The sequence below is a fragment of the Streptococcus sp. Marseille-P7376 genome (assembly GCF_902460385.1).
Classification (GTDB): Bacteria; Bacillota; Bacilli; order Lactobacillales; family Streptococcaceae; genus Streptococcus; species Streptococcus sinensis.
This window is the reverse complement of sequence record NZ_CABPTS010000002.1, coordinates 142,168-168,732: the sequence shown is the minus strand read 5'-3', so window position 1 is coordinate 168,732 and position 26,565 is coordinate 142,168. Positions and strand designations below refer to the sequence as shown.

The 26,565-nt window shown below is 41.2% G+C and carries 27 protein-coding genes, 1 tRNA gene and 2 CRISPR repeat arrays; of the genes, 24 read left to right on the top strand and 4 right to left on the bottom strand.

Going from position 1 to position 26,565, the window contains the following annotated elements:
- Positions 1–66 precede the first annotated feature (66 nt).
- On the bottom strand, positions 67–1,002 hold the full coding sequence (locus FZ952_RS02425; RefSeq protein ID WP_062198525.1) for a DHH family phosphoesterase: 936 nt from the start codon (positions 1,000–1,002) through the stop codon (positions 67–69).
- A 105-nt stretch (positions 1,003–1,107) separates the two neighbouring features.
- Between FZ952_RS02425 and FZ952_RS02420 the strand changes: the two genes are divergently transcribed.
- From FZ952_RS02420 to FZ952_RS02360, 13 genes are all read left to right on the top strand, one after another.
- Positions 1,108–1,548 carry a flavodoxin gene (locus FZ952_RS02420; protein ID WP_148880450.1) on the top strand — a complete coding sequence of 147 codons (441 nt, stop codon included), beginning with the start codon at positions 1,108–1,110 and terminating at the stop codon, positions 1,546–1,548.
- Positions 1,549–1,672: 124 nt separating this feature from the next.
- On the top strand, positions 1,673–3,055 hold the full coding sequence (sufB, locus tag FZ952_RS02415) for a Fe-S cluster assembly protein SufB (RefSeq protein WP_148880449.1): 1,383 nt from the start codon (positions 1,673–1,675) through the stop codon (positions 3,053–3,055).
- Positions 3,056–3,336: 281 nt separating this feature from the next.
- Entirely contained in the window at positions 3,337–3,603 is a 267-nt protein-coding gene (locus FZ952_RS02410) for a chorismate mutase (RefSeq protein ID WP_062198521.1), read from the top strand.
- On the top strand, positions 3,600–3,974 hold the full coding sequence (gene crcB, locus FZ952_RS02405) for a fluoride efflux transporter CrcB (protein ID WP_148880448.1): 375 nt from the start codon (positions 3,600–3,602) through the stop codon (positions 3,972–3,974). The genes FZ952_RS02410 and crcB (FZ952_RS02405) overlap by 4 nt, the downstream gene beginning before the upstream one ends.
- The gene (gene crcB, locus FZ952_RS02400; RefSeq protein ID WP_187423847.1) at positions 3,971–4,297 is read left to right on the top strand and encodes a fluoride efflux transporter CrcB; all 327 of its coding nucleotides are present in this window, start codon (positions 3,971–3,973) and stop codon (positions 4,295–4,297) included. Before crcB (FZ952_RS02405) ends, crcB (FZ952_RS02400) begins: the two co-directional genes overlap by 4 nt.
- 118 nt (positions 4,298–4,415) lie before the next feature.
- Positions 4,416–4,763, top strand: coding sequence for a 50S ribosomal protein L19 (rplS, locus tag FZ952_RS02395; protein ID WP_037618036.1), 348 nt, complete (start codon positions 4,416–4,418; stop codon positions 4,761–4,763).
- Between the two features lie 40 nt (positions 4,764–4,803).
- Positions 4,804–4,875, top strand: a tRNA-Arg gene (locus FZ952_RS02390).
- Between the two features lie 568 nt (positions 4,876–5,443).
- A complete protein-coding gene (gene cas9 / locus FZ952_RS02385) occupies positions 5,444–8,824 on the top strand; it encodes a type II CRISPR RNA-guided endonuclease Cas9 (protein ID WP_148880446.1) in 3,381 nt (1,126 codons plus the stop codon).
- 160 nt (positions 8,825–8,984) lie between these two features.
- Entirely contained in the window at positions 8,985–9,896 is a 912-nt protein-coding gene (gene cas1 / locus FZ952_RS02380; protein WP_148880445.1) for a type II CRISPR-associated endonuclease Cas1, read from the top strand.
- Position 9,897: 1 nt separating this feature from the next.
- Positions 9,898–10,221 (top strand): CRISPR-associated endonuclease Cas2, encoded by a 324-nt coding sequence (cas2, locus tag FZ952_RS02375; protein WP_148880444.1) that lies wholly within the window; start codon positions 9,898–9,900, stop codon positions 10,219–10,221.
- Entirely contained in the window at positions 10,218–11,261 is a 1,044-nt protein-coding gene (gene csn2-St / locus FZ952_RS02370) for a CRISPR-associated protein Csn2-St (RefSeq protein ID WP_148880443.1), read from the top strand. The genes cas2 (FZ952_RS02375) and csn2-St overlap by 4 nt, the downstream gene beginning before the upstream one ends.
- 70 nt (positions 11,262–11,331) lie before the next feature.
- A CRISPR array of direct repeats spans positions 11,332–12,026; the repeat unit is 36 nt; unit sequence GTTTTTGTACTCTCAAGATTTAAGTAACTGTACAAC.
- A 135-nt stretch (positions 12,027–12,161) separates the two neighbouring features.
- Entirely contained in the window at positions 12,162–12,548 is a 387-nt protein-coding gene (locus tag FZ952_RS02365; RefSeq protein ID WP_148880442.1) for a YbgA family protein, read from the top strand.
- A 190-nt stretch (positions 12,549–12,738) separates the two neighbouring features.
- Positions 12,739–13,152 (top strand): SP_0198 family lipoprotein, encoded by a 414-nt coding sequence (locus FZ952_RS02360; protein ID WP_062198508.1) that lies wholly within the window; start codon positions 12,739–12,741, stop codon positions 13,150–13,152.
- Here FZ952_RS02360 and FZ952_RS11630 read toward each other — a convergent pair.
- On the bottom strand, positions 13,139–13,291 hold the full coding sequence (locus FZ952_RS11630) for a hypothetical protein (RefSeq protein ID WP_156956315.1): 153 nt from the start codon (positions 13,289–13,291) through the stop codon (positions 13,139–13,141). The two genes, FZ952_RS02360 and FZ952_RS11630, sit on opposite strands and share 14 nt — an antisense overlap.
- A 124-nt stretch (positions 13,292–13,415) precedes the next feature.
- Here FZ952_RS11630 and FZ952_RS02355 point away from each other — a divergent pair, with 124 nt between their 5' ends.
- Together FZ952_RS02355 and FZ952_RS02350 are read left to right on the top strand one after the other, a co-directional pair.
- On the top strand, positions 13,416–14,477 hold the full coding sequence (locus FZ952_RS02355; RefSeq protein ID WP_187423846.1) for an ABC transporter permease: 1,062 nt from the start codon (positions 13,416–13,418) through the stop codon (positions 14,475–14,477).
- Positions 14,478–15,143, top strand: coding sequence for an ABC transporter ATP-binding protein (locus FZ952_RS02350; protein ID WP_148880441.1), 666 nt, complete (start codon positions 14,478–14,480; stop codon positions 15,141–15,143).
- A gap of 107 nt (positions 15,144–15,250) precedes the next feature.
- Here FZ952_RS02350 and FZ952_RS02345 read toward each other — a convergent pair whose 3' ends face one another.
- Together FZ952_RS02345 and mnmE are read right to left on the bottom strand one after the other, a co-directional pair.
- Positions 15,251–15,436 (bottom strand): hypothetical protein, encoded by a 186-nt coding sequence (locus FZ952_RS02345; RefSeq protein ID WP_062198502.1) that lies wholly within the window; start codon positions 15,434–15,436, stop codon positions 15,251–15,253.
- 1 nt (position 15,437) lies between these two features.
- Positions 15,438–16,811: a tRNA uridine-5-carboxymethylaminomethyl(34) synthesis GTPase MnmE gene (mnmE, locus tag FZ952_RS02340; protein WP_148880440.1), complete on the bottom strand. Its 1,374-nt coding sequence runs from the start codon at positions 16,809–16,811 to the stop codon at positions 15,438–15,440.
- A 196-nt stretch (positions 16,812–17,007) separates the two neighbouring features.
- Here mnmE and rpiA point away from each other — a divergent pair, with 196 nt between their 5' ends.
- From rpiA to cas2 (FZ952_RS02295), 9 genes are all read left to right on the top strand, one after another.
- The gene (gene rpiA, locus FZ952_RS02335; protein ID WP_148880439.1) at positions 17,008–17,685 is read left to right on the top strand and encodes a ribose-5-phosphate isomerase RpiA; all 678 of its coding nucleotides are present in this window, start codon (positions 17,008–17,010) and stop codon (positions 17,683–17,685) included.
- A 13-nt stretch (positions 17,686–17,698) separates the two neighbouring features.
- Positions 17,699–18,910: a phosphopentomutase gene (locus FZ952_RS02330; RefSeq protein ID WP_148880438.1), complete on the top strand. Its 1,212-nt coding sequence runs from the start codon at positions 17,699–17,701 to the stop codon at positions 18,908–18,910.
- 29 nt (positions 18,911–18,939) lie between these two features.
- Positions 18,940–19,752: a purine-nucleoside phosphorylase gene (locus tag FZ952_RS02325; protein WP_148880437.1), complete on the top strand. Its 813-nt coding sequence runs from the start codon at positions 18,940–18,942 to the stop codon at positions 19,750–19,752.
- Positions 19,746–21,035: a chloride channel protein gene (locus tag FZ952_RS02320; protein ID WP_148880436.1), complete on the top strand. Its 1,290-nt coding sequence runs from the start codon at positions 19,746–19,748 to the stop codon at positions 21,033–21,035. Before FZ952_RS02325 ends, FZ952_RS02320 begins: the two co-directional genes overlap by 7 nt.
- A gap of 216 nt (positions 21,036–21,251) precedes the next feature.
- Positions 21,252–21,959 carry a purine-nucleoside phosphorylase gene (gene deoD / locus FZ952_RS02315; protein WP_148880435.1) on the top strand — a complete coding sequence of 236 codons (708 nt, stop codon included), beginning with the start codon at positions 21,252–21,254 and terminating at the stop codon, positions 21,957–21,959.
- A gap of 2 nt (positions 21,960–21,961) precedes the next feature.
- Positions 21,962–22,738, top strand: coding sequence for a hypothetical protein (locus tag FZ952_RS02310; protein WP_148880434.1), 777 nt, complete (start codon positions 21,962–21,964; stop codon positions 22,736–22,738).
- Complete coding sequence (locus FZ952_RS02305) at positions 22,731–23,468, top strand: NAD-dependent protein deacylase (protein WP_148880433.1); 738 nt, start codon at positions 22,731–22,733, stop codon at positions 23,466–23,468. Before FZ952_RS02310 ends, FZ952_RS02305 begins: the two co-directional genes overlap by 8 nt.
- 49 nt (positions 23,469–23,517) lie before the next feature.
- Entirely contained in the window at positions 23,518–24,294 is a 777-nt protein-coding gene (gene cas1 / locus FZ952_RS02300; RefSeq protein ID WP_148880432.1) for a CRISPR-associated endonuclease Cas1, read from the top strand.
- Positions 24,281–24,613 (top strand): CRISPR-associated endonuclease Cas2, encoded by a 333-nt coding sequence (gene cas2, locus FZ952_RS02295; RefSeq protein WP_262366317.1) that lies wholly within the window; start codon positions 24,281–24,283, stop codon positions 24,611–24,613. Before cas1 (FZ952_RS02300) ends, cas2 (FZ952_RS02295) begins: the two co-directional genes overlap by 14 nt.
- A gap of 258 nt (positions 24,614–24,871) precedes the next feature.
- Positions 24,872–25,342: a CRISPR direct-repeat array (repeat unit 37 nt; unit sequence GTTAGAACCCCCCCAATCCTCGCGAGGGGACGGAAAC).
- Positions 25,343–26,565: the final 1,223 nt, after the last annotated feature.

Genomic DNA, 26,565 nt, shown 5'->3' with positions numbered 1-26,565 from the left:
ATAGATTCGTTACTTTGATAGTTTATCAAATTATGCTCCATTTGACAAGCCTTTTGGATGATTTTCTTACTTTTTTGCAGTTTCCTTTAATTTTTGGTAAATCAATTCTACTTCGTCTTTTGAAAAGGCCTTGGCGCCGCTGGCAAGTGGGTGGCCACCGCCGTGGTGTTGCTTAGCAATTTCATTGATTGGGGTGAACTTACTGCGCATGCGAACACGGTAATGTCCGTCCGATTGCTCGACAAAGATTGCCCACATCCGGACATCCTCGATGCGTCCAGGGGCAGCTACGATAGCTGAGGTATCTGCATCTGTCAGGTGATTGTCTTGTAGTAGTTGCTGTGATAGGATAATCCGCGCAGCACCATTTTCATCAATTTCCAGATTGTCATAAACATAGCCTTGTAGTTTAGCAACTCGATAAGTGATGGAATCCATTTTACGGGAGAGTTCGGAAAAATTAAAGGGATATTGGCGGAGTTTTGCAGCTACTTCAAATGTGCGGGAGCTGGTGGTCGGATAAAGGAAACGTCCTGTGTCGCCGATAATTCCAGCATAGAGGAGCTTGGCTATGTAGTCATTTACCTCTAAACGGTTTTCAAAGGCGAAAAGAGCGATGATCTCACTGGCGCTGCTGGAAGCTGTATCGACCAGACGAAGATCTCCGTAAGCATCATCGTTGGGGTGATGGTCAATTTTAATCAAGAAGTCCCCCTTATTGTAGCGTTGATCATCAATACGGGGCGTGTTAGCCGTATCACAAACGATTACAAGGGCCTGTTCATAGTCAGCATCTGTCACTTGATCCATCTTGGCCAGCCAAGTAAGGGTTGGCTCGTCGTAACCAGCTACTTTGATAGATTTTTCTGGGAAGTTGAGCTGGAGGAGTTTTTGCAGGCCGACCTGACTGCCAATAGCGTCTGGATCGGGTCTAACATGACGATGGATGACGATTTTATCGTATTCCTTGATTTTTTTCAAAATTTTGTTGTAGGTATTCATAGCTAACCTCGTAGACTTTCTCTATTTATTATAGCATAAGAGTTTTTATTTTTAAAATAAAAAAGATGTGTTATAATGAATGAAGATTATAATTTGGAGGAAACTATGACCTTAGCGAAAATTGTATTTGCCAGCATGACTGGAAACACCGAAGAAATTGCCGATATTGTGGCGGATAAGCTAAGAGAACTGGATGTAGAAGTTGAAGTGGATGAGTGTACCACTGTCGATGCAGAAGATTTCTTGGAAGCAGATATTACGATTGTAGCGACCTATACTTATGGTGACGGCGAGCTGCCTGATGAGATGATGGACTTCTATGAAGACTTGTCTGGACTAGATTTGTCGGGTAAGGTCTATGGAGTAGTTGGTTCTGGAGATACTTTCTATGATGAATTCTGTAAAGCTGTAGATGATTTTGATGCAGTTTTTGCTGGCACAGGTGCTGAAAAAGGTGCGGAAAGTGTCAAAGTGGATTTGTCAGCTGAGGACGAAGATATTGAGCATCTAGAAGCTTTTGCGGAAGAGTTGGTTAATAAAGTTTAAAATGATAAATATGGGAAACGGCTACGGCCGTTTTTGTTTTGCACAACTCTTATTTTCTGACAATTCTCATGATTAGGAGTATAATATAGGTAAGCGCTATCCATAGTACAAAGGAGGACCCTCTATGAAAGAACGCGACTATGCCTTTGGCTTTCATGATGATGTTAAGCCGCTCTTTTCAACTGGTAAAGGTCTGACCGAAGAAGTAGTTCGAGAAATCTCAGAAATCAAGAATGAACCTCAGTGGATGCTGGACTATCGTCTGCACTCCTTGGAACTCTTTCATAAGCTGCCTATGCCCGACTTTGGCCCGGATTTGGCAGGTATTCGTTTTGATGACATTATCTATTATCAAAAGCTGACCGGAGAGAGAGCTCGCAGCTGGGATGAAGTGCCAGATGAGATTAAGAAAACTTTTGAACGTTTAGGTATTCCTCAGGCTGAAAGGGAGTTCCTATCTGGTGCAGTGGCCCAGTATGAGTCGGAAGTGGTTTACCACAATATGAAGGAGGAGTTTGCCAAACAGGGCATTATCTTCACCGATACGGATACAGCTGTTCAGGAATATCCAGACTTGGTCAAGCAATATTTCGGGACAGTGGTTTCAAATGCAGAACATAAGTTTGCTGCTTTAAATGGAGCTGTTTGGTCGGGCGGCACCTTTATCTATGTGCCCAAGAATGTCCAGTGCCAAATTCCTGTTCAGACTTATTTCCGGATTAATGGTGAAAATGCTGGTCAATTTGAGCGTTCACTCATGATTATTGAGGAGGGGGCATCTATCCAGTATATCGAGGGTTGCACAGCACCGACTTATACGACCAACAGTCTGCATGCTGCGACAGTCGAAATCATTGTCAAAAAGGACGCTTTTTTCCGTTATACAACCATTCAAAACTGGTCGGACAATGTCTATAATCTCGTAACGGAGCGGGGGATTGTTGATGAAGGCGGTACCTTAGAGTGGATTGATGGGAACTTAGGCAGTAAGGTCAATATGAAATATCCTTGCAGTATTCTCAATGGTCGAAATGCAAGGACTTCTGTCCTTTCCATGTCTTTTGCAAACTACGGTCAGCATTTGGATGCGGGCTGCAAGGTCTTTCACAATGCTCCTAAGACATCCAGTACCTTGATTTCCAAATCGGTGGCCAAGGATGGCGGCAAGACGGACTATCGTGGTCAAGTTCGATTTGGCAAGAATAGTGCCGGCTCCAAATCTCATATCGAGTGTGATACCATTCTCATGGACGGCGAGTCCAGCTCTGACACCATTCCTTTTAATGAAATCCATAATTCAAATGTCGCGCTAGAGCATGAAGCCAAGGTTTCCAAAGTGTCTAAGGACCAGCTCTACTACCTGATGAGCCGAGGCATCAGTGAAGAAGAAGCCACAGCTATGATTATCAACGGATTTATGGAACCCATTACCAAAGAACTTCCAATGGAATACGCCGTCGAACTCAACCAACTCATCAACATGAGTATGGAAGGCTCAGTTGGTTAAAAAGGTTCGGGGAACCTTTTTAATCTGTAGATAAGAACCGATAGTAGTCGGTTTTCCTTGAGATAAGCCTAACGGGTATTTTTAGGTTGTGGATAAGAACTCGCTTCTGCGAAGTTCCCTTTAATCTAAGTTCTGTGAGCCTGTTTTAGATTGCGTATGGGAGGCAAAATCAAGTGAGATAATAGGGATTTTCAATTATTTGACCTTGCTGTTTATTTGGAGTAATGCTAGAACATTTTCCTAATTTTTGATATGATAGATAGAACACAAGGAGGAAGCTGATGAATTTAGAAGAAATTAGACAGGAAATTGACCGAGTGGACGATGCCCTAGTTGCCTTGCTGGAAAAGCGCATGAATCTAGTTGGACAAGTAGTGGATTTTAAAAAATCGACTGGAAAGGCTGTTTTGGATAATAAGCGCGAAGAAGTGATTATTTCTAGGGTTGCGGATAAAGTGGAAAATAAGGACTATCAAGCAGCTATCGTTGCGACCTTTTCAGATATTCTGAAACATTCTCGTACCTTTCAGAAGCAGCAAATCAGATGAAAGAAATAAAAAACTCTCTGGCTATTTTCTTGGCAGCCATGCTAGGCGGTTGGCTTCGATATCAGGCTTCTTTATTGATTACATTTACAGGGCATTTTCCACTGGCCACGCTTTTAGTCAACTATTTAGGAACCTTCCTACTAATCTATTTGATTAAAGGTTATTTAACAAGCAAGCAGGTTACCAAACGTTTGCTCCTAGCTTTGTCGACAGGATTTTGTGGCGGCTTGACGACTTTTTCGGGTCTTCTTTTAGACTCACTCAAATTGCTGGATTTAGGCCGTTATCCAGAATTATTCGTGTATTTATCCTTGAGTATCGGCGGCAGCCTTTGCATTGCTTTATGGGCTGGAAGGAAGGTGGCCGCATGATTTGGTTTTTGCTCGTTGCTTGCGGTCTAGGAGCTCTTGTCCGTTACTTTTTTTCTAAGGTCAATAGCAGAGCTGCTCTGCCAGCAGGCACCTTGATGGCTAATGTACTGGGAGCTTTTTTGATTGGATATTTTTATAATCATATCCAAGATAAGCAACTGTATAGCATTTTGGCAACAGGTTTCTGTGGCGGTTTAACAACTCTTTCCACCTTTAATGCTGAATTAGCAGAGCTGTTTTCAGATAAGAAGAAATTTAGCCTCTATCTGATGCTGACCTACCTTTTAGGATTTTTGGCGATTCTTTTAGGAATTTTCATCTAAAAATCTTTACATTTTTTAAAATTTTGATATAATATACTTTGTGCCTAATGGAAGCACAAAAAAACGGCTAATCCGCTGCGGTCCAGAACCTTAAGATTAGTAAGATAGGAGTAGAAAAATGAATCCATTAATCCAAAGCTTGACTGAAGGTCAACTTCGTACTGATATCCCTGCATTTCGCCCTGGTGACACTGTCCGCGTTCACGCGAAAGTTGTCGAAGGAACTCGCGAACGTATCCAGATCTTTGAAGGTGTGGTTATCTCTCGTAAAGGTGCTGGCATCTCAGAAAACTACACAGTTCGTAAGATTTCTAACGGTGTAGGTGTTGAACGTACTTTCCCAATCCACACACCACGTGTTGATAAGATTGAAGTCGTTCGTTACGGTAAAGTTCGTCGTGCTAAATTGTACTACCTTCGTGCATTGCAAGGTAAAGCAGCGCGTATCAAAGAAATCCGTCGCTAATCTTAGAAATGACTCTGTCACTTGGCAGAGTTTTTCTCTAGTCCCCTTAGTTCAATGGATATAACAACTCCCTCCTAAGGAGTAGTTGCTGGTTCGATTCCGGCAGGGGACATATGTTATATTTAAATAACCCTTGAAAACACTGGATTTTCAAGGGTTTTTAGTATCTACGCCCCCAATCTGCCCCAAAAGTTTCAAAAAATTTTCTCACTCGATTATGATTTTTTCTTTTTGTTGTTCTAACTGATGGGTGTATACTTCTAAAAGCTCAAAACAGGTTGACATATCGAAAACTAGATAGATGATGAAACCGAGCTGTATACAGTTGGTCGCGGAACCCTTAATGCCTCACTTTTTGCGAAAAAATTGAAGAGGAGCGTAGACAAGTGGGTGTTCATCAAATCAGTCTAGAACAGCTACAACAAGCTCATTTTCTTCTGGTGTTAGTGCAAGTCTTCAGTCGAAAGGAGTCAGATGGCCTGCCGTCATTACCGAGTAACGAGAGTAATATCAGTCTTTATAGCTGCAGATATAGAGATATAGAAGAATGGAAAATGAGCGCTATAGCAAATGTTGTAGCGTTTTTTAGTAAAAAGTAACAAAACTCCTCATTAATCTATTGAATTTTTGAGTTTTTAAGTTTACAATGATATTAATATAATGTTTAATGAGGTGGAGTTATGAACGGAAAAATTTTAGGATTAGATATCGGTGTGGCTTCCGTCGGTGTCGGAATCTTAGACAAAAAAACTGGTGAAATTATTCATGCTAGTTCACGGATTTTCCCAGCGGCTACTGCTGACAGCAATGTAGAGAGACGAGGTTTTCGCCAAGGACGGAGACTAGGACGCAGAAAAAAGCATCGAAAAGTTCGCCTAGCTGACTTGTTTAGTGATACGGGTCTTATAACAGATTTTTCAAAAGTATCCATCAATTTAAATCCATATGAACTGCGCATTAAGGGATTAAATGAGAAATTAACTAATGAAGAATTATTCATTGCTTTGAAAAATATTGTCAAAAGGAGAGGGATTAGTTATCTTGACGATGCTAATGAAGATGGTGAGTCTTCTTCCTCAGAGTATGGCAAGGCTGTTGAAGAAAATAGAAAGCTGCTCGCAGATAAAACACCGGGACAGATTCAGCTGGAACGTTTTGAGAAATACGGACAGGTTCGAGGTGATTTTACTATTGAAGAAAATGGGGAAAAACACCGTCTGCTTAATGTGTTTTCTACCTCAGCTTATAAAAAAGAAGCAGAGCGAATCTTGACAAAGCAGCAAGACTATAATCAAGATATCACAAATGAATTTATCCAGACTTATTTAACGATTTTAACTGGAAAACGTAAGTATTACCATGGACCAGGGAATGAAAAGTCTCGTACGGATTATGGACGCTTCAGAACAGATGGAACAACTTTGGATAATATTTTTGGTATTTTGATTGGAAAATGTACTTTTTATCCAGAGGAATACAGAGCTGCTAAAGCTTCTTACACGGCACAGGAATTTAATTTACTCAATGATTTGAACAATCTGACTGTTCCAACAGAAACTAAGAAGCTTAGTGAGGAGCAGAAGAGACAAATTATTGAGTATGCAAAAGGAGCTAAAACTTTAGGTGCTGCTACTTTGTTGAAGTATATAGCAAAATTGGTCGACGGATCTGTAGAGGACATAAAGGGATATCGGATTGATAAAAGTGAAAAACCAGAAATGCATACTTTTGATATTTATCGAAAAATGCAAACATTGGAAACGGTCGATGTTGAGAAACTATCTAGAGAAGTTTTAGATGAGTTGGCTCATATCCTCACACTCAATACGGAACGTGAAGGAATCGAAGAAGCGATTAAAGTATCATTTATCAAAAGAGAATTTGAGCAAGATCAGATTGCTGAATTAGTTTCATTTAGAAAGTCTAATAGTTCCTTGTTTGGAAAAGGCTGGCATAATTTTTCAATCAAATTGATGACGGAATTGATTCCAGAGCTGTATGAAATATCTGAAGAGCAAATGACAATTCTTACACGATTAGGCAAACAAAAAACAAAGGCAATATCAAAACGAACCAAGTATATTGATGAGAAGGAATTGACCGAAGAAATTTACAATCCAGTAGTTGCTAAGTCAGTCAGACAAGCAATTAAAATCATAAATTTTGCTACAAAAAAATATGGTGTCTTTGATAATATCGTTATTGAAATGGCGCGGGAAACTAATGAAGAGGATGCAAAGAAAGACTATGTGAAGCGTCAAAAAGCCAATGAAGATGAGAAAAATGCTGCAATGGAAAAAGCAGCTCATCAATATAATGGAAAAAAAGAACTACCAGATAATGTCTTTCACGGGCATAAGGAATTGGCGACAAAGATTCGACTCTGGCATCAGCAGGGAGAAAAATGTTTATATACTGGAAAAAATATTCCAATCAGCGATTTAATTCACAATCAATATAAATATGAGATTGATCATATTTTGCCACTATCTCTTTCATTTGATGATAGTTTAGCAAATAAGGTACTAGTTTTAGCAACAGCCAATCAAGAGAAAGGACAGCGCACACCATTCCAAGCTCTGGATAGTATGGATGATGCATGGTCTTATCGAGAATTTAAAGCTTATGTGAGAGGAGCCAGGGCACTCAGTAATAAAAAGAAAGATTACTTGCTGAATGAGGAAGACATTAACAAAATTGAAGTCAAACAAAAATTTATTGAGCGCAACCTAGTTGATACTCGCTATTCTTCTCGAGTAGTTTTAAATGCTCTTCAGGATTTTTATAAATTAAACGATTTTGATACCAAGATTTCAGTGGTGCGCGGACAATTTACTTCTCAACTTAGGAGAAAGTGGCGGATTGACAAATCACGTGAAACTTATCACCATCATGCAGTCGATGCATTAATTATCGCGGCTTCCAGCCAATTAAGACTTTGGAAAAAGCAGGGTAATCCTCTAATTTCGTACAAGGAAAACCAATTTGTGGATTCTGAAACAGGGGAGATTATTTCATTGACTGACGATGAGTACAAAGAATTGGTATTTAGAGCTCCTTATGATCATTTTGTTGATACGGTAAGCAGTAAAAAATTCGAAGATCGTATTTTATTTTCCTATCAAGTGGATTCAAAATATAATCGTAAGATTTCTGATGCAACAATTTATTCCACAAGAAAAGCAAAGTTGGGTAAAGATAAGTCGGAGGAAACCTATGTATTGGGTAAGATTAAGGACATATATACTCAAACGGGCTATGACGCTTTCATAAAGCTTTATAAAAAGGATAAAAGTAAATTCCTGATGTACCATAAGGATCCAATAACCTTTGAAAAAGTCATTGAGGAGATTTTAAAAACTTATCCTGATAAGGAGATAAATGAAAAAGGAAAAGAAGTTGCTTGCAATCCCTTTGAGAAATATAGACAGGAAAATGGTCCTCTTCGAAAATATAGTAAAAAAGGAAAAGGTCCGGAAATCAAGAGTCTGAAATACTATGATAAAAATATTCCAGAATCATTTATTAATATAACTCCTCATAATAGCAAAAATAAAGTTATTCTTCGTCAATTAAATCCATGGCGTACAGATGTCTATTTTAATCCAGATACTAAAAAATATGAATTATTAGGATTAAAATATGCTGATTTGCAGTTTAAAAAGGGAACTGGGAACTATTCTATAACTCCAGAAAAATATTACGAAATCAAAGAAAAAGAAGGAGTAAACGAACAATCAGAATTCAAATTTACCTTATATAAAAATGATTTGCTTTTAATTAAGGATACAAAGAGTCATGAACAACAAATTTTTAGATTTTTATCTAGAACAATGCCAAATCAAAAGCACTATGTTGAATTAAAACCTTATGATAAAGGAAATTTTGAAGGTAAGGAAAAGATTAAAGTATTTATTACAACATCTAATGGTCGCTGTTTAAAAGGGGTAGGAAAAGAAAACCTCTCCATCTACAAAGTTCAAACAGATGTTTTAGGGAATAAACGTTTCATCAAAAAAGAGGGTGATGCTCCAAAACTCGAATTTGAAAATAATCTTTAAAAAGAGTTGCAAATAGCTCTGCAATATATTATAATAGTAATTGTAAGGGACGCCTTACACAGTTACTTAAATCTTGCAGAAGCTACAAAGATAAGGCTTCATGCCGAAATCAACACCCTGTCTCTTGGCGGGGTGTTTTCGTGTTGTAAAGGGGAAATTGATGACTTGGAGAATTGTACATGTATGTCAAAGTGAAAAAATGAGGTTAAAACTAGATAATCTCTTAATCAAGAAAATGGGAGAAGAATATACCATTCCTTTGAGTGATATTTCTATCATAGTGGCAGAAGGAGGAGATACAGTTGTTACGCTTCGTTTACTGAGTGCTCTAAGTAAATACAATATAGCTTTAGTCGTTTGTGACAACGAGCATCTGCCAACCGGTATCTATCATTCTCAAAATGGGCATTTCAGAGCTTATAAGAGGCTACAAGAACAATTGCTTTGGACGCAGGAGCAAAAGGACAAGCTGTGGCAAATTGTTACTTATTTCAAGATTAATAATCAGCAGGATGTGTTAGCCATGTTTGAGAAGGATTTAGCTTGTATTCAATTATTGGCTGACTATAAAGACCATATTGAGTTAGGCGATAAAACAAATCGAGAAGGTCATGCGGCTAAAGTTTATTTCAATGAATTATTTGGTAAAAAATTTGTGCGCGTAACCCAACAGGAAGCAGATGTTATCAATGCAGGTTTAAATTATGGTTATGCGATTATGAGAGCTCAAATGGCAAGGATTGTGGCTGGTTATGGATTAAATCCCTTGATTGGAATCTTTCATAAAAATGAATACAATCAATTTAACCTAGTAGACGATCTGATGGAACCTTTCAGGCAGATTATTGATGTATGGGTTTATCATCATTTAAGAGAAGAAGACTATTTGAAATATGAATTCCGATTAGCTTTAACGGATTTATTAAATGCAAAGATTCGTTATGGCAAGGAAAATTGCACTGTGACTGGAGCGATGGATAAATATGTGAAGGGATTTATCAAATGTATTGCGGACAAAGATACAACAAAATTGTACTGTCCGATCATCTCAAGTTTGGAATGGAGTAAATAAGATGAGGTATGAAGCGATGAGATTGATTTGTTTTTTTGATCTTCCTATGGAAACTAATCAGGAAAAGCGAACCTACCGTAATTTTCGTAAAGAATTAATTGCAAATGGTTTTGAAATGCTCCAGTTTTCTGTATATTATCGAACTTGCCCTAATCGTAGCTTTGCTGGTAAATTCCACAAGAAATTAAAACAAAGTAATTTACCTAGTGGAAATGTTCGATTGCTGGCTGTGACGGAAAAACAGTTTTCTGAAATGGTTCTGATTATTGGTGGTAAGACCAAGCAAGAAGAAGTAGTCAGTGATAATAAGTTGGTAGTCATATGAAACTATATTTTAAGCACCCTTATAAGGAAAACCTATCCATTAATTTTGGAAAATTTACGCAGGTTGTTGGTGAAGACCAACAGTTGAAGTATTATATTTGGCAATTATTAGTCTGGTATTTTGGTGGTAAAAAATACAACACAGAGGACTTAACACTATTTGAGCAAAGCGAGCCAGAAATTTGTACAGAAGAGATGATCATAAAAAGAAGTGAGTATAAGATTGTTTCAATTTCAAATATTCAGGATTTGATTGAGCAGATGGATTACAAAAAGGGAACAGTTGCATTTGATTTTTTAAAGTCTAAACTGGATAACCTAGAAGTGATAGAACAAATTGATTTTATTAATGATAAACTAGATCAAATATCGGCTATGGTAAATAAGCAACTCAATTTTCAAATTGGCGATATTGATTATCATACTGAAAGTGTCTATCTGAATGTAGAACAACTGATTTTAAAAAATTTTCTTCCATATTTTGGAATGGGAGATAAAAATATTTCCTTTGAATTTGTCGAAAATGAAACCAAGTTTTTAATATTCTTGGCAATGCTGCAAGAAACACTTTTAAAAACTAATCAGAAAATAATTCTGCTTTTGAGAAGTATGGATGATTATCTGACTTATCAATCTTTTGTAAAGTGTTGTGAGCACCTCCAAATGATGACAGAAAAATTTCCTAATATTTATGTAATCTCTTTTCCTTCAAATGAAGGCTACCTTTATATCAACAGAGAAAATATGGAATTTGTCAATATTATTTCTGGTTTTATAGAGCATTACTATGAATTTCGGTTTATGTATGAAAGTTTTGTACAGCGTTATCCCTCCAACGAGATTCCCAATGAAGAAGAATTTTTAATTTCCTTGCAAAAAATTTCTCCTTATTTATTTAGTTCTGATGTGGAACATATGAGCCTTTCGATTTATGATATGGTTACTTTAAAAATTATGAATAACTTATACCAATATGATAAAATTATTGATTTTAAAGTGCAGATGGCCAATCCATTGTTAATGAGCTTTTTAAAAAGTTAGACTTGACAAGCTTTTTGGGAGAATCTATAATCAGTATGTGAGTACAAAAAGCAAAATTTTTAAATTTGAGGTTTTTGTACTCTCAAGATTTAAGTAACTGTACAACAGCGAATCTTGCGCTCTTTGAAGCAGATGGGTTTTTGTACTCTCAAGATTTAAGTAACTGTACAACATTTCTAATTCCCAAAATCTACATCTAGAAGTTTTTGTACTCTCAAGATTTAAGTAACTGTACAACCAGATATCGATGTTCTGGATATTCTGTGGGTTTTTGTACTCTCAAGATTTAAGTAACTGTACAACGAGACCTATGCCGGCGTGATAGCCGACTGTGTTTTTGTACTCTCAAGATTTAAGTAACTGTACAACGCAAGTTTTCAATTAGAGCATTTAATAACGGTTTTTGTACTCTCAAGATTTAAGTAACTGTACAACATTGCCTTGTAGAACTCCGGCGTACAATCTGTTTTTGTACTCTCAAGATTTAAGTAACTGTACAACAACCGCAAACTTTGAATCCGGTTCTGTGACGTTTTTGTACTCTCAAGATTTAAGTAACTGTACAACTGTTTGATGTAGTGGTGATATTAATAAATAGTTTTTGTACTCTCAAGATTTAAGTAACTGTACAACCTTTAGGGACTTGTGGTTTGTTTGCCGGAAGTTTTTGTACTCTCAAGATTTAAGTAACTGTACAACAAAGCGGTCTAAATCGCGTTTAGCTTGTCTGTTTTTGTACTCTCAAGATTTAAGTAACTGTACAACAGAAGAAAGCTAAACGGGCTTGGTACTGGTCTCATAAAATGGCTTTTTGTCTTGCTAACTTTATGACTGGGAACAAGCAATGTTGTAGATGGTTCTGGAAGAATTCGAAAGTGAAGATTAGAAGGAAAAGTAATCATGGAAAATGTAAACCAAATCTCCCAATGTCAGACTCTTTGGGCTAGAAATAAGTATCTAGTGCTCAGTCATTCCAGCAAGATCTATCTTGAAATCCGCCAATATCTGAAAAGAGACTTGGTGGAAGCAACACATGTACAAGACTTGATTGTTCAGGCGGTAGCCCTGCCTGAAAACCGCGGTCAGGTCTGCAACGCCTTTCAGCATGTTTGGGGCTATTTTAAGAGAAAAGCTAGCCCAGCTGAAAAAGAAGAATTTATGCTACTTTTAGAGCGATACCAAGCAGGTCAGGTGGAGCAGGAGGCTTTGGTAGAAGATGTAAAAGGTTTGCTTCGAAAGTACCCCAATTCTTACCTGCAGCAGTCGACGTTGATATTTGGTGATTAGGCGTGAGGCTCGGCTATCGAAGATGACTGGCGTTAATTCTCTAGAAGAAGCAATAGATTCTACATCTCCAGTCCAATAGGGCTGGGGAATTTTTGATTTCTAAATAAAAAATGCTATATGATTGACAAACGAAACAGACAAGCGTAGAATATACATGTGAACTACAAATGTAGAAAATGGAGAAAGCGATATGACTATTTCAAAAAAAGCCTTTACTGGAATCTTATCATTAACAGTCGCAGTTCTATTGACTGCTTGTTCAGGCAATACTAATCAGGGAGGAAATACCAACTCATCACAAAATACCCAAAGCCAAACATCGCAGGCTTCATCCAATGCAGGTCAGACCAGCAATATAGACGGGCGCTACCAAGCAACCGACCATGATGGTGACCAACATGTCCTAGAAATCAATGGTAGGACTGGCGCTTGGACTGAGACTGAGGTCGAAGGCAGTAAGGAAATCAAGCAGGTACAGGTAGATACGGCTAGTCAAAGATTGATTGTCGGTGACGATGTCAAAAGCTATCGTCAAAATGGCAATCAGCTGATTGTGGATGAACTGGATGATGATCCAGATACTCTGACCTTTAGCAAGCAATAAGCCGATTTTCAATCTGCTCTGGATAAGAGAAGGAGCGGGTCAGATAGCGGTCGAAACCTAGAGAAAAGAAACAAGGCAAGCTTCGGTAGATGAACTGAAGTCCGTGCTTGTTTCTTTTTATTTTACGATTTTCTTTCACGGAATGTTTCTGACTTAGTGAATGAGTGATTTTCGCCTGAATCTAGTCACTATTAGTCTCATATGTTTTTCTAGCTTGCTTCTTTATGATATAATGGTCTTAAATATCTCAAAGGAGGACAGCTTTGTTTTTAGCTTTTAAAGAGATTGTCTACAGCCGCGGACGCTATCGTTTAGTGGTTGCTGTGGTCTTTCTCATTACCTATATGGTTTTCTTTTTATCCAGTCTTTCTGTCGGCTTGGCTAGACTCAATCGCTTGGCTTTGGACCAATGGCAGGCTGAGTCGATCGTCTTGTCGGAGTACGCCAATAAGAATCTGGTAGCTTCGATTCTCAAGGAAGAGGAGTATAGTAACCTGCTTCAAAGGGACTCAATCGCTGCTTTGGGACAGACGGCGGCAGTGGCCAATTATGAAGATGGGACGGATAAACTCAACGCTCAAATTTTTGGTCTCTCTTGGGATAGTTTTCTAGCGCCTGACATTATTGAGGGACGTCCTGCTGAGACTGCTTATGAAGTTATTGCGGATAAGCGCCTGCAGCAAAAGGGTGTAAAACTAGGCGACCAGCTTCAGCTCAATGGCAGTGAGCGTCTTTATCAGGTTGTTGGTTTCACAGAGAATAACAGCTTCTTAACTCAGCCAGTTCTCTTCATGACGTTGGAAGATTTCAGGGAATTAAAGTACGGCTCTAGTCAGGTTAAGAATATCAGCGCACTTGTGGTCAAGGATGGTCAGAAGATTGAAGAAGCTGGACTTAGTCAGCTCTCTATGAGTGATTTTATAGAAAATATCCCTGGTTATCAGCCTCAGGTACTGACTTTTTCCTTTATGATTGGGGCAATGGTTCTGATTACCTTTTTAGTATTGGGGATTTTTATGTACATCATTACCATCCAGAAGACGCACCTTTACGGTATTATGCGCGCCCAAGGAATTGCAAGTGGGAAGATTATTGCTTCTATTTTTTGGCAGATTTTCATCCTGTCCACTCTGGGAATCAGCTTAGCTGTTTTGGCTCTTTTGGGAACCCAGCTAGTCTTGCCGGCTTCTATTCCTTTTTACAGTGACTGGCGAGCTTATGCTGGATTGATTGTTCTGATTGTTTTCATGTCGCTAGCTGGTGGGCTCTTGTCTATTCATCGGGTTCTGAAAATTGACCCTATCACAGCGATCGGAGGTGAGTAAATGTCAATCATAGAACTAAAAGGGGTTACGAAAGAATATGGTCAGGGGCATACGCTGGTTCAAGCCCTGAAGCCAACTGATTTCCAACTGGAAGCAGGGCAGTTTGTAGCTATTATTGGGCCGTCAGGATCGGGGAAAACAACCTTTCTGACCTTGCTGGGCCATTTACAAACGCCTTCAAAAGGACAGATTCTCCTGCATGGGAAAGATACCTCCCAGCTCAAGGAAAAGGAACGGGCAGCCCTGCGTTTCAATGATTTCGGCTTTATTTTGCAGGCCTCCAATCTCATACCTTTTCTGAAAATCGAAGACCAGTTTCAGCTGATTGACCGCTTATCTAAAAAGGAAAGAACAAATCTGGACAGTCTGATTGAGCTACTAGATCTAAAAGACACGCTTAAGCAGTATCCCAAAGAATTGTCCGGCGGAGAACGGCAGAGAGCTGCTATCGCCAGAGCGCTTTACAATAGCCCAGATATTATCTTGGATGATGAGCCGACAGCTAGTCTGGATACGGAGCGAGCTAAGCGCGTGGTTCATCTGCTCAAAGAAGTAACACAGAAATTCAATAAGAGCGTGGTCATGATTACCCATGATACCCGCCTACTGGACGAGGTTGACAAGGTCTATGAAATGCAAGACGGAGTGCTGACTCAAGTCCGATGAAGATGTGCCCAAACAGAAAAATAGTTTGGGACAAGGAGAGTACCACGATTCATGATCAGGCGAATTCTCAGCTAGATTGAATAGACAAACAAACACGGTTCTATCTATCAAGAACCGTGCTTCTTTTTCTTCGCTTTTTCGTAATTTTCAGGATTTATTTTTGTGGTGCGGGCTTTGTTTAGGAAGGCCTCCATCCAGCTGCGTTTTTGGATGGTATCTCTGACTTGCTCATTCTTTCGACTTTCTAGATATTCGCCTAGATTTTTTGCTTTGATAAATTCTGTGATGCCCATATTATTTCCCTAAACAAAACTGGCTGAAGAGCTGGGTGATGAGTTCGTCTGGTGCGGCATCACCTGTGATTTCGCCTAGGATTTCCCAGGTACGAGTCAAATCAACTTGGAGAAGATCCACTGGCATGCCCAATTCCAACCCCTCGTTGACGGCTTGTAGGCTTTCGACAGCTTTTTCGATGAGGGAAATGTGGCGGGCATTGGATAAGTAGGTAGCATCTTGCTCGACAATGCCAGCATTCTCAAAGAAGAGTTGATTAATACGGTCCTCTATTTTATCAATATTTTGATTGTGGAGGACAGAAATCTTGATAGCATCAGCAGGTAGTTGGTCCAGCTCAATCTTTTCTTCGAGGTCAGTTTTGTTAAGTAGGACAATGCGGTTGCTGTCTTTACTGATTTCAAGCAACTGGCGGTCTTGCTCGGTCAGGGGTTCACTAGCATTGAGAACTAGGAGGACTAGATCAGCTTCCTGCAGTGCTTTTCTAGAGCGTTCAACACCAATCTGCTCTACCAGATCATCTGTCTCGCGAATACCTGCCGTATCAATAAGCTTGAGCGGTACGCCGTTGATATTGACATACTCCTCAATCACATCACGAGTTGTTCCCTCGATGTCGGTTACAATAGCTTTGTCCTCTTGAAGCAGATTATTGAGCAGGCTGGATTTACCGACATTTGGCCGACCGATGATAGCTGTAGAAATGCCTTCGCGGAGAATTTTTCCTCGGCGGGCAGTTTTGAGAAGGCTGCTCAGCAATGCTTCGAACTCAGCTGTTTTTTCTCTCATGAGTTGGGTTGTCATCTCTTCTACATCGTCGTACTCAGGATAGTCGATATTGACCTCAACCTGTGCCAATGTGTTGATGATTTCCTGGCGGGTGCTATTGATAAGGTCGGAGAGAGAGCCGTCCAGTTGTTTGACAGCATTATTCATGGCTTTATCAGTCTTGGCTCGGATGATGTCCATGACAGCTTCAGCCTGAGTCAGGTCCATGCGTCCATTGAGAAAGGCCCGTTTGGTGAATTCCCCTGGCTCTGCCATTCTAGCTCCTTCTCGGATGGCAAGTTGCAGGATTTCATTGGTGACAGCAATTCCGCCGTGGGTGTTGATTTCGATAATATCCTCGCGCGTGAAGGTCTTGGGCGAGCGCATGGCGCCGACCATAACCTCGTCTAGGATTTCCTGTTTTTCTGGATCAACAATATGACCATAGTTGAGCGTGTGGCTGTCCACTTTGCTTAGATTTTTGCCTTTAAAGATTTTTTGGGCAATAGCAAAGCTATCTGTTCCGCTTAGTCTGACGATGCCGATAGCTCCTTCTCCAAGAGGTGTCGAAATCGCAGCAATGGTATCAAATTCTCTGGTTATCATCTTTTATTTCCTGCATTTTCTATAAATAGTGAATCAATTATTCTAATTGTAACGCAAAAAAGGAGTGGGAGCAAGATTTTAAGTCGTTTTAATGAAAAGAATGAATCCCAAAGAGTAACCCCCTTTAAAAACTGAAAACATTTTCATATTCCGAAGAATCATGATATAATTAAAATAGTTGATTTGAGGAGGTGCTATGGAAACTCTAAAGAAACTAGCAGGCATCAAGGCTGCTGAATTTGTCGAAGATGGGATGGTGGTCGGTCTGGGAACAGGTTCGACTACCTATTATTTTGTTGAAGAAATTGGTCGTCGCATCAAAGAAGAGGGGCTGCGGATTACTGCAGTCACGACTTCTAGCGTGACCACTAAGCAAGCAGAAGGCTTGGGCATTCCGCTGAAATCCATTGATGAAGTGGATCAGGTTGATGTGACCGTTGATGGAGCTGATGAAGTGGATTCTCAGTTTAACGGGATCAAAGGCGGTGGCGGAGCCCTGCTGATGGAGAAAGTTGTTGCGACACCTACCAAGGACTACATCTGGGTGGTTGATGAAAGCAAGCTGGTTCAAAAACTAGGTGCCTTCAAGCTGCCGGTTGAAGTAGTGCAATATGGTGCGGAGCAAGTTTTCCGTCGCTTTGCTGAGGCAGGCTACAAGCCAAGTTTCCGTGAAAAAAATGGCCAACATTTTATAACGGATATGCAGAATTTCATTATCGATTTGGATTTGGGGGTGATCGAAAATCCAATCGAATTTGGTCGAGAATTAGACCACATCGTGGGCGTTGTTGAGCATGGACTTTTCAATCAAATGGTCAACAAGGTCATCGTCGCAGGACAAAGTGGCGTAAAGGTTTTAGAAACAGACAACTAGAAAAGAGGTTTATATGTCAAAATTTAATCGTATTCACTTGGTAGTCATGGACTCAGTTGGTATTGGTGCTGCGCCAGATGCCAATAACTTTGTCAATGCAGGGGTGCCAGATGGAGCTTCCGATACTCTGGGACACATTTCCAAAGCAGTCGGCCTAGATGTGCCAAATATGGCTAAGCTGGGCTTGGGTAATATCGAGCGTGAGCAAGCGCTGAAAACAGTACCAGCTGAGGAAAATCCAAGTGGTTACTATACTAAATTAGAAGAAGTTTCTTTAGGTAAAGACACGATGACAGGCCACTGGGAAATCATGGGTCTGAACATTACTGAGCCTTTTGATACTTTCTGGAATGGCTTCCCAGAGGAAATCTTGACTAAGATTGAAGAATTTTCTGGGCGCAAAGTTATTCGTGAGGCTAACAAACCTTATTCTGGCACGGCAGTTATTGACGACTTCGGGCCTCGTCAGATGGAAACTGGCGAATTGATTATCTATACTTCTGCAGATCCAGTGCTTCAAATCGCAGCTCATGAGGAGATTATTCCTTTGGACGAGCTTTATCGTATCTGCGAATACGCTCGCTCTATCACTTTGGATCGGCCAGCGCTTCTAGGCCGCATCATTGCTCGCCCTTATGTAGGTGAGCCTGGCAACTTCACTCGTACAGCTAATCGCCATGACTATGCAGTTTCTCCATTTGAGCCAACTGTTTTGGACAAGCTCAATGAAGCTGGTATTGATACTTATTCAGTTGGTAAGATTAATGACATCTTCAACGGTGCAGGTATCAACCACGACATGGGACACAACCAGTCCAATAATCATGGCGTAGACAATTTGGTTAAGGCTATCCAGTCTGAGGACTTCAAGTACGGCTTCTCATTTACCAACTTGGTAGACTTCGATGCTCTTTATGGCCACCGTCGTGATCCGCATGGCTATCGTGATTGTCTGCAGGAGTTTGACGCTCGCTTGCCAGAAATCATTGAAAACATGCGTGAGGATGATTTGCTCATGATTACCGCTGACCACGGAAATGATCCGACTTACGCCGGAACAGACCATACGCGCGAATATATTCCGCTTTTGATCTTTGGTAAATCCCTCAAGGGTCACGGTCATATTCCTGTCGGACATTTTGCGGATATTTCAGCAACCGTTGCTGACAACTTCGGTGTCGACAAGGCTATGATTGGTGAAAGCTTCTTGGACAAATTGGTATAAGCATAATAAGAGAGTGAGGAAAATGTTTTATGACAAGCTTATCAGAAAAAATCAAAGCAACAGCAGCCTTCTTAAAAGAAAAAGGGATGACAGAGCCTGAATTTGGTCTGATCTTGGGATCTGGTTTGGGAGAATTGGCTGAAGAGATCGAAAATGCCGTTAGTCTTGACTATGCGGATATTCCAAACTGGGGCCGCTCAACTGTTGTTGGCCACGCTGGTAAATTAGTCTATGGAGACTTGGCAGGACGTAAAGTCTTGGCGCTCCAAGGACGCTTCCACTTCTATGAAGGAAATCCATTAGAAGTTGTTACTTTCCCAGTGCGTGTCATGAAAGTCTTGGGTTGTGAAGGTGTGCTTGTTACTAATGCTGCCGGCGGTATCGGCTATGGTCCTGGTACGCTTATGGCGATCACTGACCATATCAATATGACTGGTCAAAATCCTTTGATTGGTGAAAACTTGGATGAATTTGGTCCACGTTTCCCTGATATGTCTAAATCTTACACTCCAGAATATCGTGCAACTGTTCATCAAGTCGCTGATAAGCTTGGCATTAAGCTTGATGACGGTGTCTATATTGGTGTTACCGGTCCAACTTACGAAACGCCTGCAGAAATCCGTGCTTATAAGACGCTCGGAGCAGATGCAGTCGGCATGTCTACTGTTCCTGAAGTTATTGTAGCAGCACATTCTGGTTTGAAAGTCCTTGGGATTTCATGCATTACAAACTTTGCTGCTGGGTTCCAAGAAGAGCTTAATCATGAGGAAGTGGTTGAAGTAACAGAACGTGTCAAAGGTGATTTTAAACGACTGCTTAAAGAAACACTTGCTGAATTGTAATTACCTTGAGAAAATCGGTTCGATTTCTTCAACGATTCCCTTATAACATAAGATTAGTCCTAGCAATTTTTTTGCTAGGGCTAGTTTCGGGTTTAGCGGGTATTTTTCTTCATTATCTTTTGGAAATTGTTGAGAAGTTAGCATTTGGACATTCAGAGCATGATGTTAGTTTTCTGACTGATGGGGTTTCTCCTGTTAGGATGACAATAGCCTTACTTTTGATTGGTCTTAGCTCAGCCCTCATCTGGTTTCGTTTACAGAGAAAAGATACTATTCTTTCAATCAAGGGACAGATGAAAGAAGCCGACACAGTGGTTCGTTCGAAATGTCGTTTTAGCAAACAGTTGCTTCACTCTGTCTGGCAAATAGTTGCCGTTGGTGGAGGAGCGCCCATTGGGAAAGAGGGTGCGCCACGTGAAATCGGAGCCTTATTAGCAACGCCACTTGCTAATTTCTTTGATTTAAAAATCAGAGATCGGATTTTTCTAATTGCTAGTGGAGCGGGTGCTGGTCTGGCAGCTGTCTATCAGGTTCCCTTGACAAGTGTTTTCTTTGTTTTTGAAACCTTGGGCTTGGCTTTTTCGATAAAACGCTTTGTTTTAGTTAGCCTTATGACTTATGTGTCAGCTTACATTGCTCGTTTGGTTGTTTCTACCCCTCCTCTCTATCGGACACCGACCGTTTCATGGTCAATAGATCTAGTGTGCTTTCTGCCAATGATCGTCCTCAGCATAGCGCCACTAGCCCTATTATTTGCTTGGTTGACCAAGAAAGCGACCCTTCATCGAATAAAGGACCGCCGAATTCTTTTTAGTCTTCCTTTGACTTTCCTCTTCATTGCACTTGTGGCAAGTTATTTTCCGCATTTGCTTGGGAATGGCCGTATGATGGCCCAAGAAGTTCTTAATGGAACGACTGTGGAGATGGGTCTCCTCTTATTCTTCCTAAAAGCTCTTTTTGTTCTTTTTACTCTCTGGGTAGGTGCTTATGGCGGGACCTTAACACCTTCTTTTGCTTTGGGAATGACTGGAGGCTTCCTTCTGACGATGGTACTGGGAATTGATGGGAATAGTGCGATTATGCTTCTAGGCTCGGTTTGTTTTTTATCTGTCACCTTGAGAGCTCCTTTATCTGCAACTGGACTGGTTTTTGTATTTACAGGTCAGGCTTTGAATTCATTGCCCTATCTACTAGCAACGGCCTATTTAGCTTACTATTTGGTAGAACGGATGGCTCAGGCCAATGATTTGTTTTTCCTAAAAAGAATGTTGAGAAAACAATAATTTCTATAGCCGTTATTAAAAAATATGAAGCATTTTTGCTTATTAAATGTTATTATTAATAAATAGAACCAACTGATGGTTTGATTTAAAAATTAGAAAGGAATAGGGTCTAGGGCTTCTGCTCGTAAAAACTAAAGAAGAGTGTTTCAGTCTGTATCTGACTGTTTCTAACTTCCTAATTTTACTTTGCTTTTTAGACCCTTAAATGAAAAATTTATGTCTATCCATATTGCTGCTAAACAAGGCGAGATTGCTGATAAAATCCTTTTGCCAGGCGATCCGCTGCGGGCTAAATTTATTGCGGAGAATTTCCTAGAAGATCCAGTCTGCTTCAATGAAGTTCGGAACATGTTTGGCTACACTGGTACCTATAAGGGTCAGCGGGTTTCTGTCATGGGAACAGGCATGGGAATGCCGTCTATTTCCATCTATGCGCGTGAGCTGATTGTGGACTACGGTGTGAAAAAGCTAATTCGTGTGGGAACGGCTGGTTCTCTGAATGCGGATGTTCACGTTCGTGAATTGGTTTTAGCTCAAGCGGCTGCGACCAACTCAAACATTATCCGCAATGACTGGCCTCAATATGATTTTCCGCAAATTGCCAGCTTTGACTTGCTGGACAAGGCTTATCATATCGCCAAAGACTTGGGCATGACCACCCATGTCGGAAATGTTTTGTCATCAGACGTCTTCTATTCGAACTATTTTGAAAAAAATATCGAGCTGGGTAAATGGGGTGTGAAAGCGGTCGAAATGGAAGCTGCAGCCCTTTACTATCTGGCTGCTCAGCACCAAGTAGATGCGCTTGCCATCATGACTATTTCTGATAGTTTGGTCAATCCAGACGAGGATACGACGGCTGAGGAACGTCAAAATACCTTCACTGATATGATGAAGGTTGGTTTGGAAACCTTGATTGATTAAGCATGAATCTAGATTTAAAAGAGGAAATTCTCTTTGCGATTTCCCGTTATGACTATGCTTATGCCTATAAGCTGGCGCAACAGTTGATAAACGGTTCATCCCTTTTGACAAAATTGTTGCATATTCTGGCAGAGCGCAGAGAGCTCAATATTCTGCCAGCCATGGATGATGAGTTGAAGACTGCTTTGCAGATGCAAAGTGGTTTTCAGCTTTTTTGTCATACCAATTTGGCTGATGAACAGCTGGCCAACTATCTCTACGATTTGGAAGCCAAGCTGCGCAATGAGCAGATTATTGACTTCATTCGAGCGGTCAGTCCAGCGATTTATCGGATTTTCATGCGCTTGATCAAGCTAGAAATTCCTGATATTGAGCATTTTATTCATAATTCCCGTGAGGCCAGCTATGACCGCTGGAAGTTTGAACGTATGCGAGAGTCAGAATATGCTGTCTTGCAGGATTTTCATGCAGAAAGCACGGTCAACTCATCCAGTCTGACAGAGCTGATTCTGTGCTTAGATCTGCCAGAGTCTGTCAAAGAAGAGGTCAGACAGCTGCGGGAGTTGGAAAAGTCAGTCCGAAATCCGCTGGCTCATTTGATTAAGCCTTTTGATGAGACGGAATTGTATCGAACAACTGGCTTTTCGTCTCAGCATTTTATGGAGATTTTGGTGGATTTGGCGCGCTTTACAGGGATTGTCTACGATCGGGAACATTTTTATTTTGATGAGGCAAACCGCTTGGTTAGAGCTTTATTGACAGGAGAGGAAAATGGATAAAATACAGCAGTTGCAAGGCATGATTGACCAAAGTCAGAATATCGTCTTTTTCGGTGGGGCGGGTGTCTCGACCGAGTCTAATATCCCTGACTTTCGCAGTTCAGATGGGATTTACAGTGTCAAGCTGGGGCGGCATTTTACGGCAGAGCAGCTGGTTTCGCATACCATGTTTGAGCGCTATCCGCAGGAGTTTTTCGACTTTTACAAGAAATACCTGCTCTATACGGATGCCAAGCCCAATGTGGCTCATGCCTATCTGGCTTATCTGGAGGAGACAGGTAAGCTCAAAGCTGTGGTGACGCAAAATATTGACAGTCTGCACGAAATGGCTGGCTCAAAAATTGTCCTCAAGTTGCACGGAAGTACGGATAGAAATTTCTGTTTAGGCTGTCAGCGCTTTTATGATTTGGAGGCTTTTCTTGCTCTGCCTGGAACAGTGCCTTACTGCCCTGACTGCGGCGGCATGATCAAGCCTGATGTGACCCTCTATGAAGAGCCCTTGGATATGGAGACTTTTCAGCAAGCCGCGCAGGCAATTCATCAAGCTGATCTGTTGATCATCGGAGGGACTTCCTTGGTGGTCTATCCCGCAGCTAGTCTCATCCAGTACTTTGCTGGCAAGCATCTGGTCGTCATCAACAAGACCAGTATTCCTCAGGATAAGCAAGCTGACCTCGTCATCGAAGGCAAGATTGGGGAAGTGTTTGCGCAGTTGAGACAGGGAGACTAAAAGAGTTTTTCAATGGGAAAGTTTATTTGTGAGAGATATTTAGGGTTTTATGGCTGATTTATATATTCAACATTCGTCTTGTAGCTTGTCGGTGAGGGAGCAGCGTGTGCTTGTACGAAATGAGGAGCACATCCTTTTGAAGGAAATTTCCTTCAATCTGATTGACAATATCTTGGTCTTTGGCAATGCTCAACTGTCTACTCAGTTACTGAAAGCCTTGGCCAATAGAGACATTTTCGTTTTCTATTTTTCAAGCAAGGGAGAGTTTCTATTTTCCTTTGATTCCTTTAGGAAGGAGGATTTTGAAAAGCAGCGCAGTCAGGCTCGGGCTTCTTTCGACTCGGACTTTTGCTTGGGCATCGCTCGGAAAATCGCTGCCGCTAAGATCGGAAATCAGCTCAATCTGCTACAAGCTTTTAATGAAAATGACCTGCTGGATCAGGAGGATTTCAAACGCTTTAGTGATGGGATGGTACATCTCGAGCAAGCGAGAAGCATCGCGGAAATTATGGGAATCGAAGGGCGGCTGGCAATCGTAGATGATACGGTGCTGGGGCTGGTCAACCGTCAGGAAATTCTTGAAGAGCATTTCATTGAGAAGGAAGACGGTATATTTTTGACACCTGAAGGAATCGAGATTTTTTCTCGGGCTATGAGGGAGAGGATCTTGGAGATTCATCACTATGTCGAGCTGGATAAGAATCGCTACACTTTTCTATATGCGGCGGATCAGCAAATCAAATCCTTGATCCGAAGCTTTGAAGCCTTGGATCCAGCTGAGTATGTGTCTAGCTATACTGGAGGAGGGAAAGATGGTCTTCTTTAATCTTAATGATGATGAAAAAGAGTTTGCCAGAAAGAAAACGAAGTTTTGTCTGGTTATTTACGATATTGTCAGCAATAAGCGGCGCTTGAAGCTGGCCAAGCTTTTGGAAGGCTATGGCGTGAGGGTTCAGCGCTCCTGCTTTGAGCTGGCCCTTGAGAAGCTGGACTTTGACTGCCTGGTGAGAGAGCTGAGAGCTTTTTATCAGGCAGAAGAAGGGGATAATATCATTATCTATCTGGGGCATAAGGAAGAGGAGGTTGGGACAAAAGTCCTAGCCTCTCAATTGTCTTTGGATTGTCGAGCAAGACGCAGTGGTTGAGTGGGCTCTACTACGCTGATTTCATCAGCTTTTACAGCCCTACTCAACTGTGCGGAGGTGGGACGACGAAATCGAATTCTAACGAATTACCGATTTCTGTCCCACTCTCTATGATGGCGCGGAGTTGCTAGAGGATATTTTGTTCTTTTAAGCTGTTATTTCTGGGCTAGACATGGTATAATGGAGTTAGGTTTTAGCTAGTTTCTAAGGGGTACTAGATGTGGTAGGGGTCTTCTGAGGCTTTATACAAGATATGCTGTTAGAACCCCCCCAATCCTCGCGAGGGGACGGAAACATACATACCTTGTGGATTAGGAACATCTTTTTCAGGTTAGAACCCCCACAATCCTCGCGAGGGGACGGAAACATTTCTTTTAGAATAGACGGGTATTCAGTTTTTAGGTTAGAACCCCCCCAATCCTCGCGAGGGGACGGAAACTTAAGATTCTCCACGATAGACTTGATGATATTCTTGTTAGAACCCCCCCAATCCTCGCGAGGGGACGGAAACTGTTCCGCATAAATGACAGAAGTCATCTGCAGTGTGTGTTAGAACCCCCCCAATCCTCGCGAGGGGACGGAAACAGCCAGCCAATGTTGTTAACAACTTTCTCGAAGTCGTTAGAACCCCCCCAATCCTCGCGAGGGGACGGAAACCCAACGAGAAACTCCATTTTCAGAATAAGTTTTTTGTTAGAACCCCCACAATCCTCGCGAGGGGACGGAAACCTTGAGTATTTCCTTTGAGATCTGATTGTTTTGTTAGACCCCCCTAAACCTCGAGAGGGTACGGAAACCTATAGATCCGCTAGCAAAAAACGGTAAATACCCCTGTTAGAACCTCCTAAACCTCGAGAGGGTACGGAAACATAAGTTTTATAGGTTGTCATCGAATTAAAGAACTTGAGCTAGACTCTTCCATATACCTCGCGAGGGGACGGAAACGTATCATCCCAGTAAGTCCCATAAGAGAAGGTATATGTTAGACCCCCCTAATCCTCGCGAGGGGACGGAAACTAATTCATGAAGAAAAGTAAACTTCAAACCTTTAAGTTAGAACCCCCATAATCCTCGAGAGGGGACGGAAACATTAACTCCGCTCTTTTTTCTTCCGTCGATTCGTCCGTTAGACCCCCCCTAATCCTCGCGAGGGTACGGAAACTGATAGTAATACGCCATATCGTTGATGTTTTGTGTTTGGTTAGCCCCCCCTAATCCTCGCGAGGGTACGGAAACGTTTTGCTACCATGCTAAACAGAATGGTTATCAAACCAGTTAGCCCCCCAAAAATCCTCGAGAGGGGACGGAAACTTTTTCAAACTACTACTAGCGTTTGCTAGCTATCTAAGTTAGAACCCCCAAAATCCTCGCGAGGGTACGGAAACGCATTCCTTTTCTCTGATGATGTCATTATTCGTCTCTGTTAGCCCCCCCTAATCCTCGAGAGGGGACGGAAACTAAATGAGCAGTTACTTTCTTATGATCAGCTTCAGTTAGACCCCCCTAATCCTCGAGAGGGGACGGAAACTAGTAGTAGTTCGATGAAATAGTCCCCAGCCTTGTCGTTAGCCCCCCCATAATCCTCGAGAGGGGACGGAAACAAATCACGTGAATGATGCGGATTTACACTAATTTTGTTAGAACCCCCAAAATCCTCGAGAGGGGACGGAAACTCAATAATCCACGATTTACGTTCTAGAATTTGACGAGTTAGAACCCCCAGAATCCTCGCGAGGGGACGGAAACGGAATAAGCTCAATGGCTTGCCAATAATAGCAATATTGTTAGAACCCCCAAAATCCTCGAGAGGGTACGGAAACTAATGTCCACCTCTTTTTCTTTTTTGCTGTTCTGTTAGCCCCCCATAATCCTCGCGAGGGGACGGAAACTTAGCTGCACCCAGCCAAAAGATTTGACGCCACCAGAGTTAGACCCCCCTCAATCCTCGCGAG

Bases quoted from the DNA above. Each gene is read 5' to 3' on its own strand.
- FZ952_RS02425 (WP_062198525.1), bottom strand. From the start codon at position 1,002: ATGAATACCTACAACAAAATTTTGAAAAAAATCAAGGAATACGATAAA.
- FZ952_RS02420 (WP_148880450.1), top strand. From the start codon at position 1,108: ATGACCTTAGCGAAAATTGTATTTGCCAGCATGACTGGAAACACCGAA.
- sufB (WP_148880449.1), top strand. From the start codon at position 1,673: ATGAAAGAACGCGACTATGCCTTTGGCTTTCATGATGATGTTAAGCCG.
- FZ952_RS02410 (WP_062198521.1), top strand. From the start codon at position 3,337: ATGAATTTAGAAGAAATTAGACAGGAAATTGACCGAGTGGACGATGCC.
- crcB (WP_148880448.1), top strand. From the start codon at position 3,600: ATGAAAGAAATAAAAAACTCTCTGGCTATTTTCTTGGCAGCCATGCTA.
- crcB (WP_187423847.1), top strand. From the start codon at position 3,971: ATGATTTGGTTTTTGCTCGTTGCTTGCGGTCTAGGAGCTCTTGTCCGT.
- rplS (WP_037618036.1), top strand. From the start codon at position 4,416: ATGAATCCATTAATCCAAAGCTTGACTGAAGGTCAACTTCGTACTGAT.
- cas9 (WP_148880446.1), top strand. From the start codon at position 5,444: ATGAACGGAAAAATTTTAGGATTAGATATCGGTGTGGCTTCCGTCGGT.
- cas1 (WP_148880445.1), top strand. From the start codon at position 8,985: ATGACTTGGAGAATTGTACATGTATGTCAAAGTGAAAAAATGAGGTTA.
- cas2 (WP_148880444.1), top strand. From the start codon at position 9,898: ATGAGGTATGAAGCGATGAGATTGATTTGTTTTTTTGATCTTCCTATG.
- csn2-St (WP_148880443.1), top strand. From the start codon at position 10,218: ATGAAACTATATTTTAAGCACCCTTATAAGGAAAACCTATCCATTAAT.
- FZ952_RS02365 (WP_148880442.1), top strand. From the start codon at position 12,162: ATGGAAAATGTAAACCAAATCTCCCAATGTCAGACTCTTTGGGCTAGA.
- FZ952_RS02360 (WP_062198508.1), top strand. From the start codon at position 12,739: ATGACTATTTCAAAAAAAGCCTTTACTGGAATCTTATCATTAACAGTC.
- FZ952_RS02350 (WP_148880441.1), top strand. From the start codon at position 14,478: ATGTCAATCATAGAACTAAAAGGGGTTACGAAAGAATATGGTCAGGGG.
- FZ952_RS02345 (WP_062198502.1), bottom strand. From the start codon at position 15,436: ATGGGCATCACAGAATTTATCAAAGCAAAAAATCTAGGCGAATATCTA.
- mnmE (WP_148880440.1), bottom strand. From the start codon at position 16,811: ATGATAACCAGAGAATTTGATACCATTGCTGCGATTTCGACACCTCTT.
- rpiA (WP_148880439.1), top strand. From the start codon at position 17,008: ATGGAAACTCTAAAGAAACTAGCAGGCATCAAGGCTGCTGAATTTGTC.
- FZ952_RS02330 (WP_148880438.1), top strand. From the start codon at position 17,699: ATGTCAAAATTTAATCGTATTCACTTGGTAGTCATGGACTCAGTTGGT.
- FZ952_RS02325 (WP_148880437.1), top strand. From the start codon at position 18,940: ATGACAAGCTTATCAGAAAAAATCAAAGCAACAGCAGCCTTCTTAAAA.
- deoD (WP_148880435.1), top strand. From the start codon at position 21,252: ATGTCTATCCATATTGCTGCTAAACAAGGCGAGATTGCTGATAAAATC.
- FZ952_RS02310 (WP_148880434.1), top strand. From the start codon at position 21,962: ATGAATCTAGATTTAAAAGAGGAAATTCTCTTTGCGATTTCCCGTTAT.
- FZ952_RS02305 (WP_148880433.1), top strand. From the start codon at position 22,731: ATGGATAAAATACAGCAGTTGCAAGGCATGATTGACCAAAGTCAGAAT.
- cas1 (WP_148880432.1), top strand. From the start codon at position 23,518: ATGGCTGATTTATATATTCAACATTCGTCTTGTAGCTTGTCGGTGAGG.
- cas2 (WP_262366317.1), top strand. From the start codon at position 24,281: ATGGTCTTCTTTAATCTTAATGATGATGAAAAAGAGTTTGCCAGAAAG.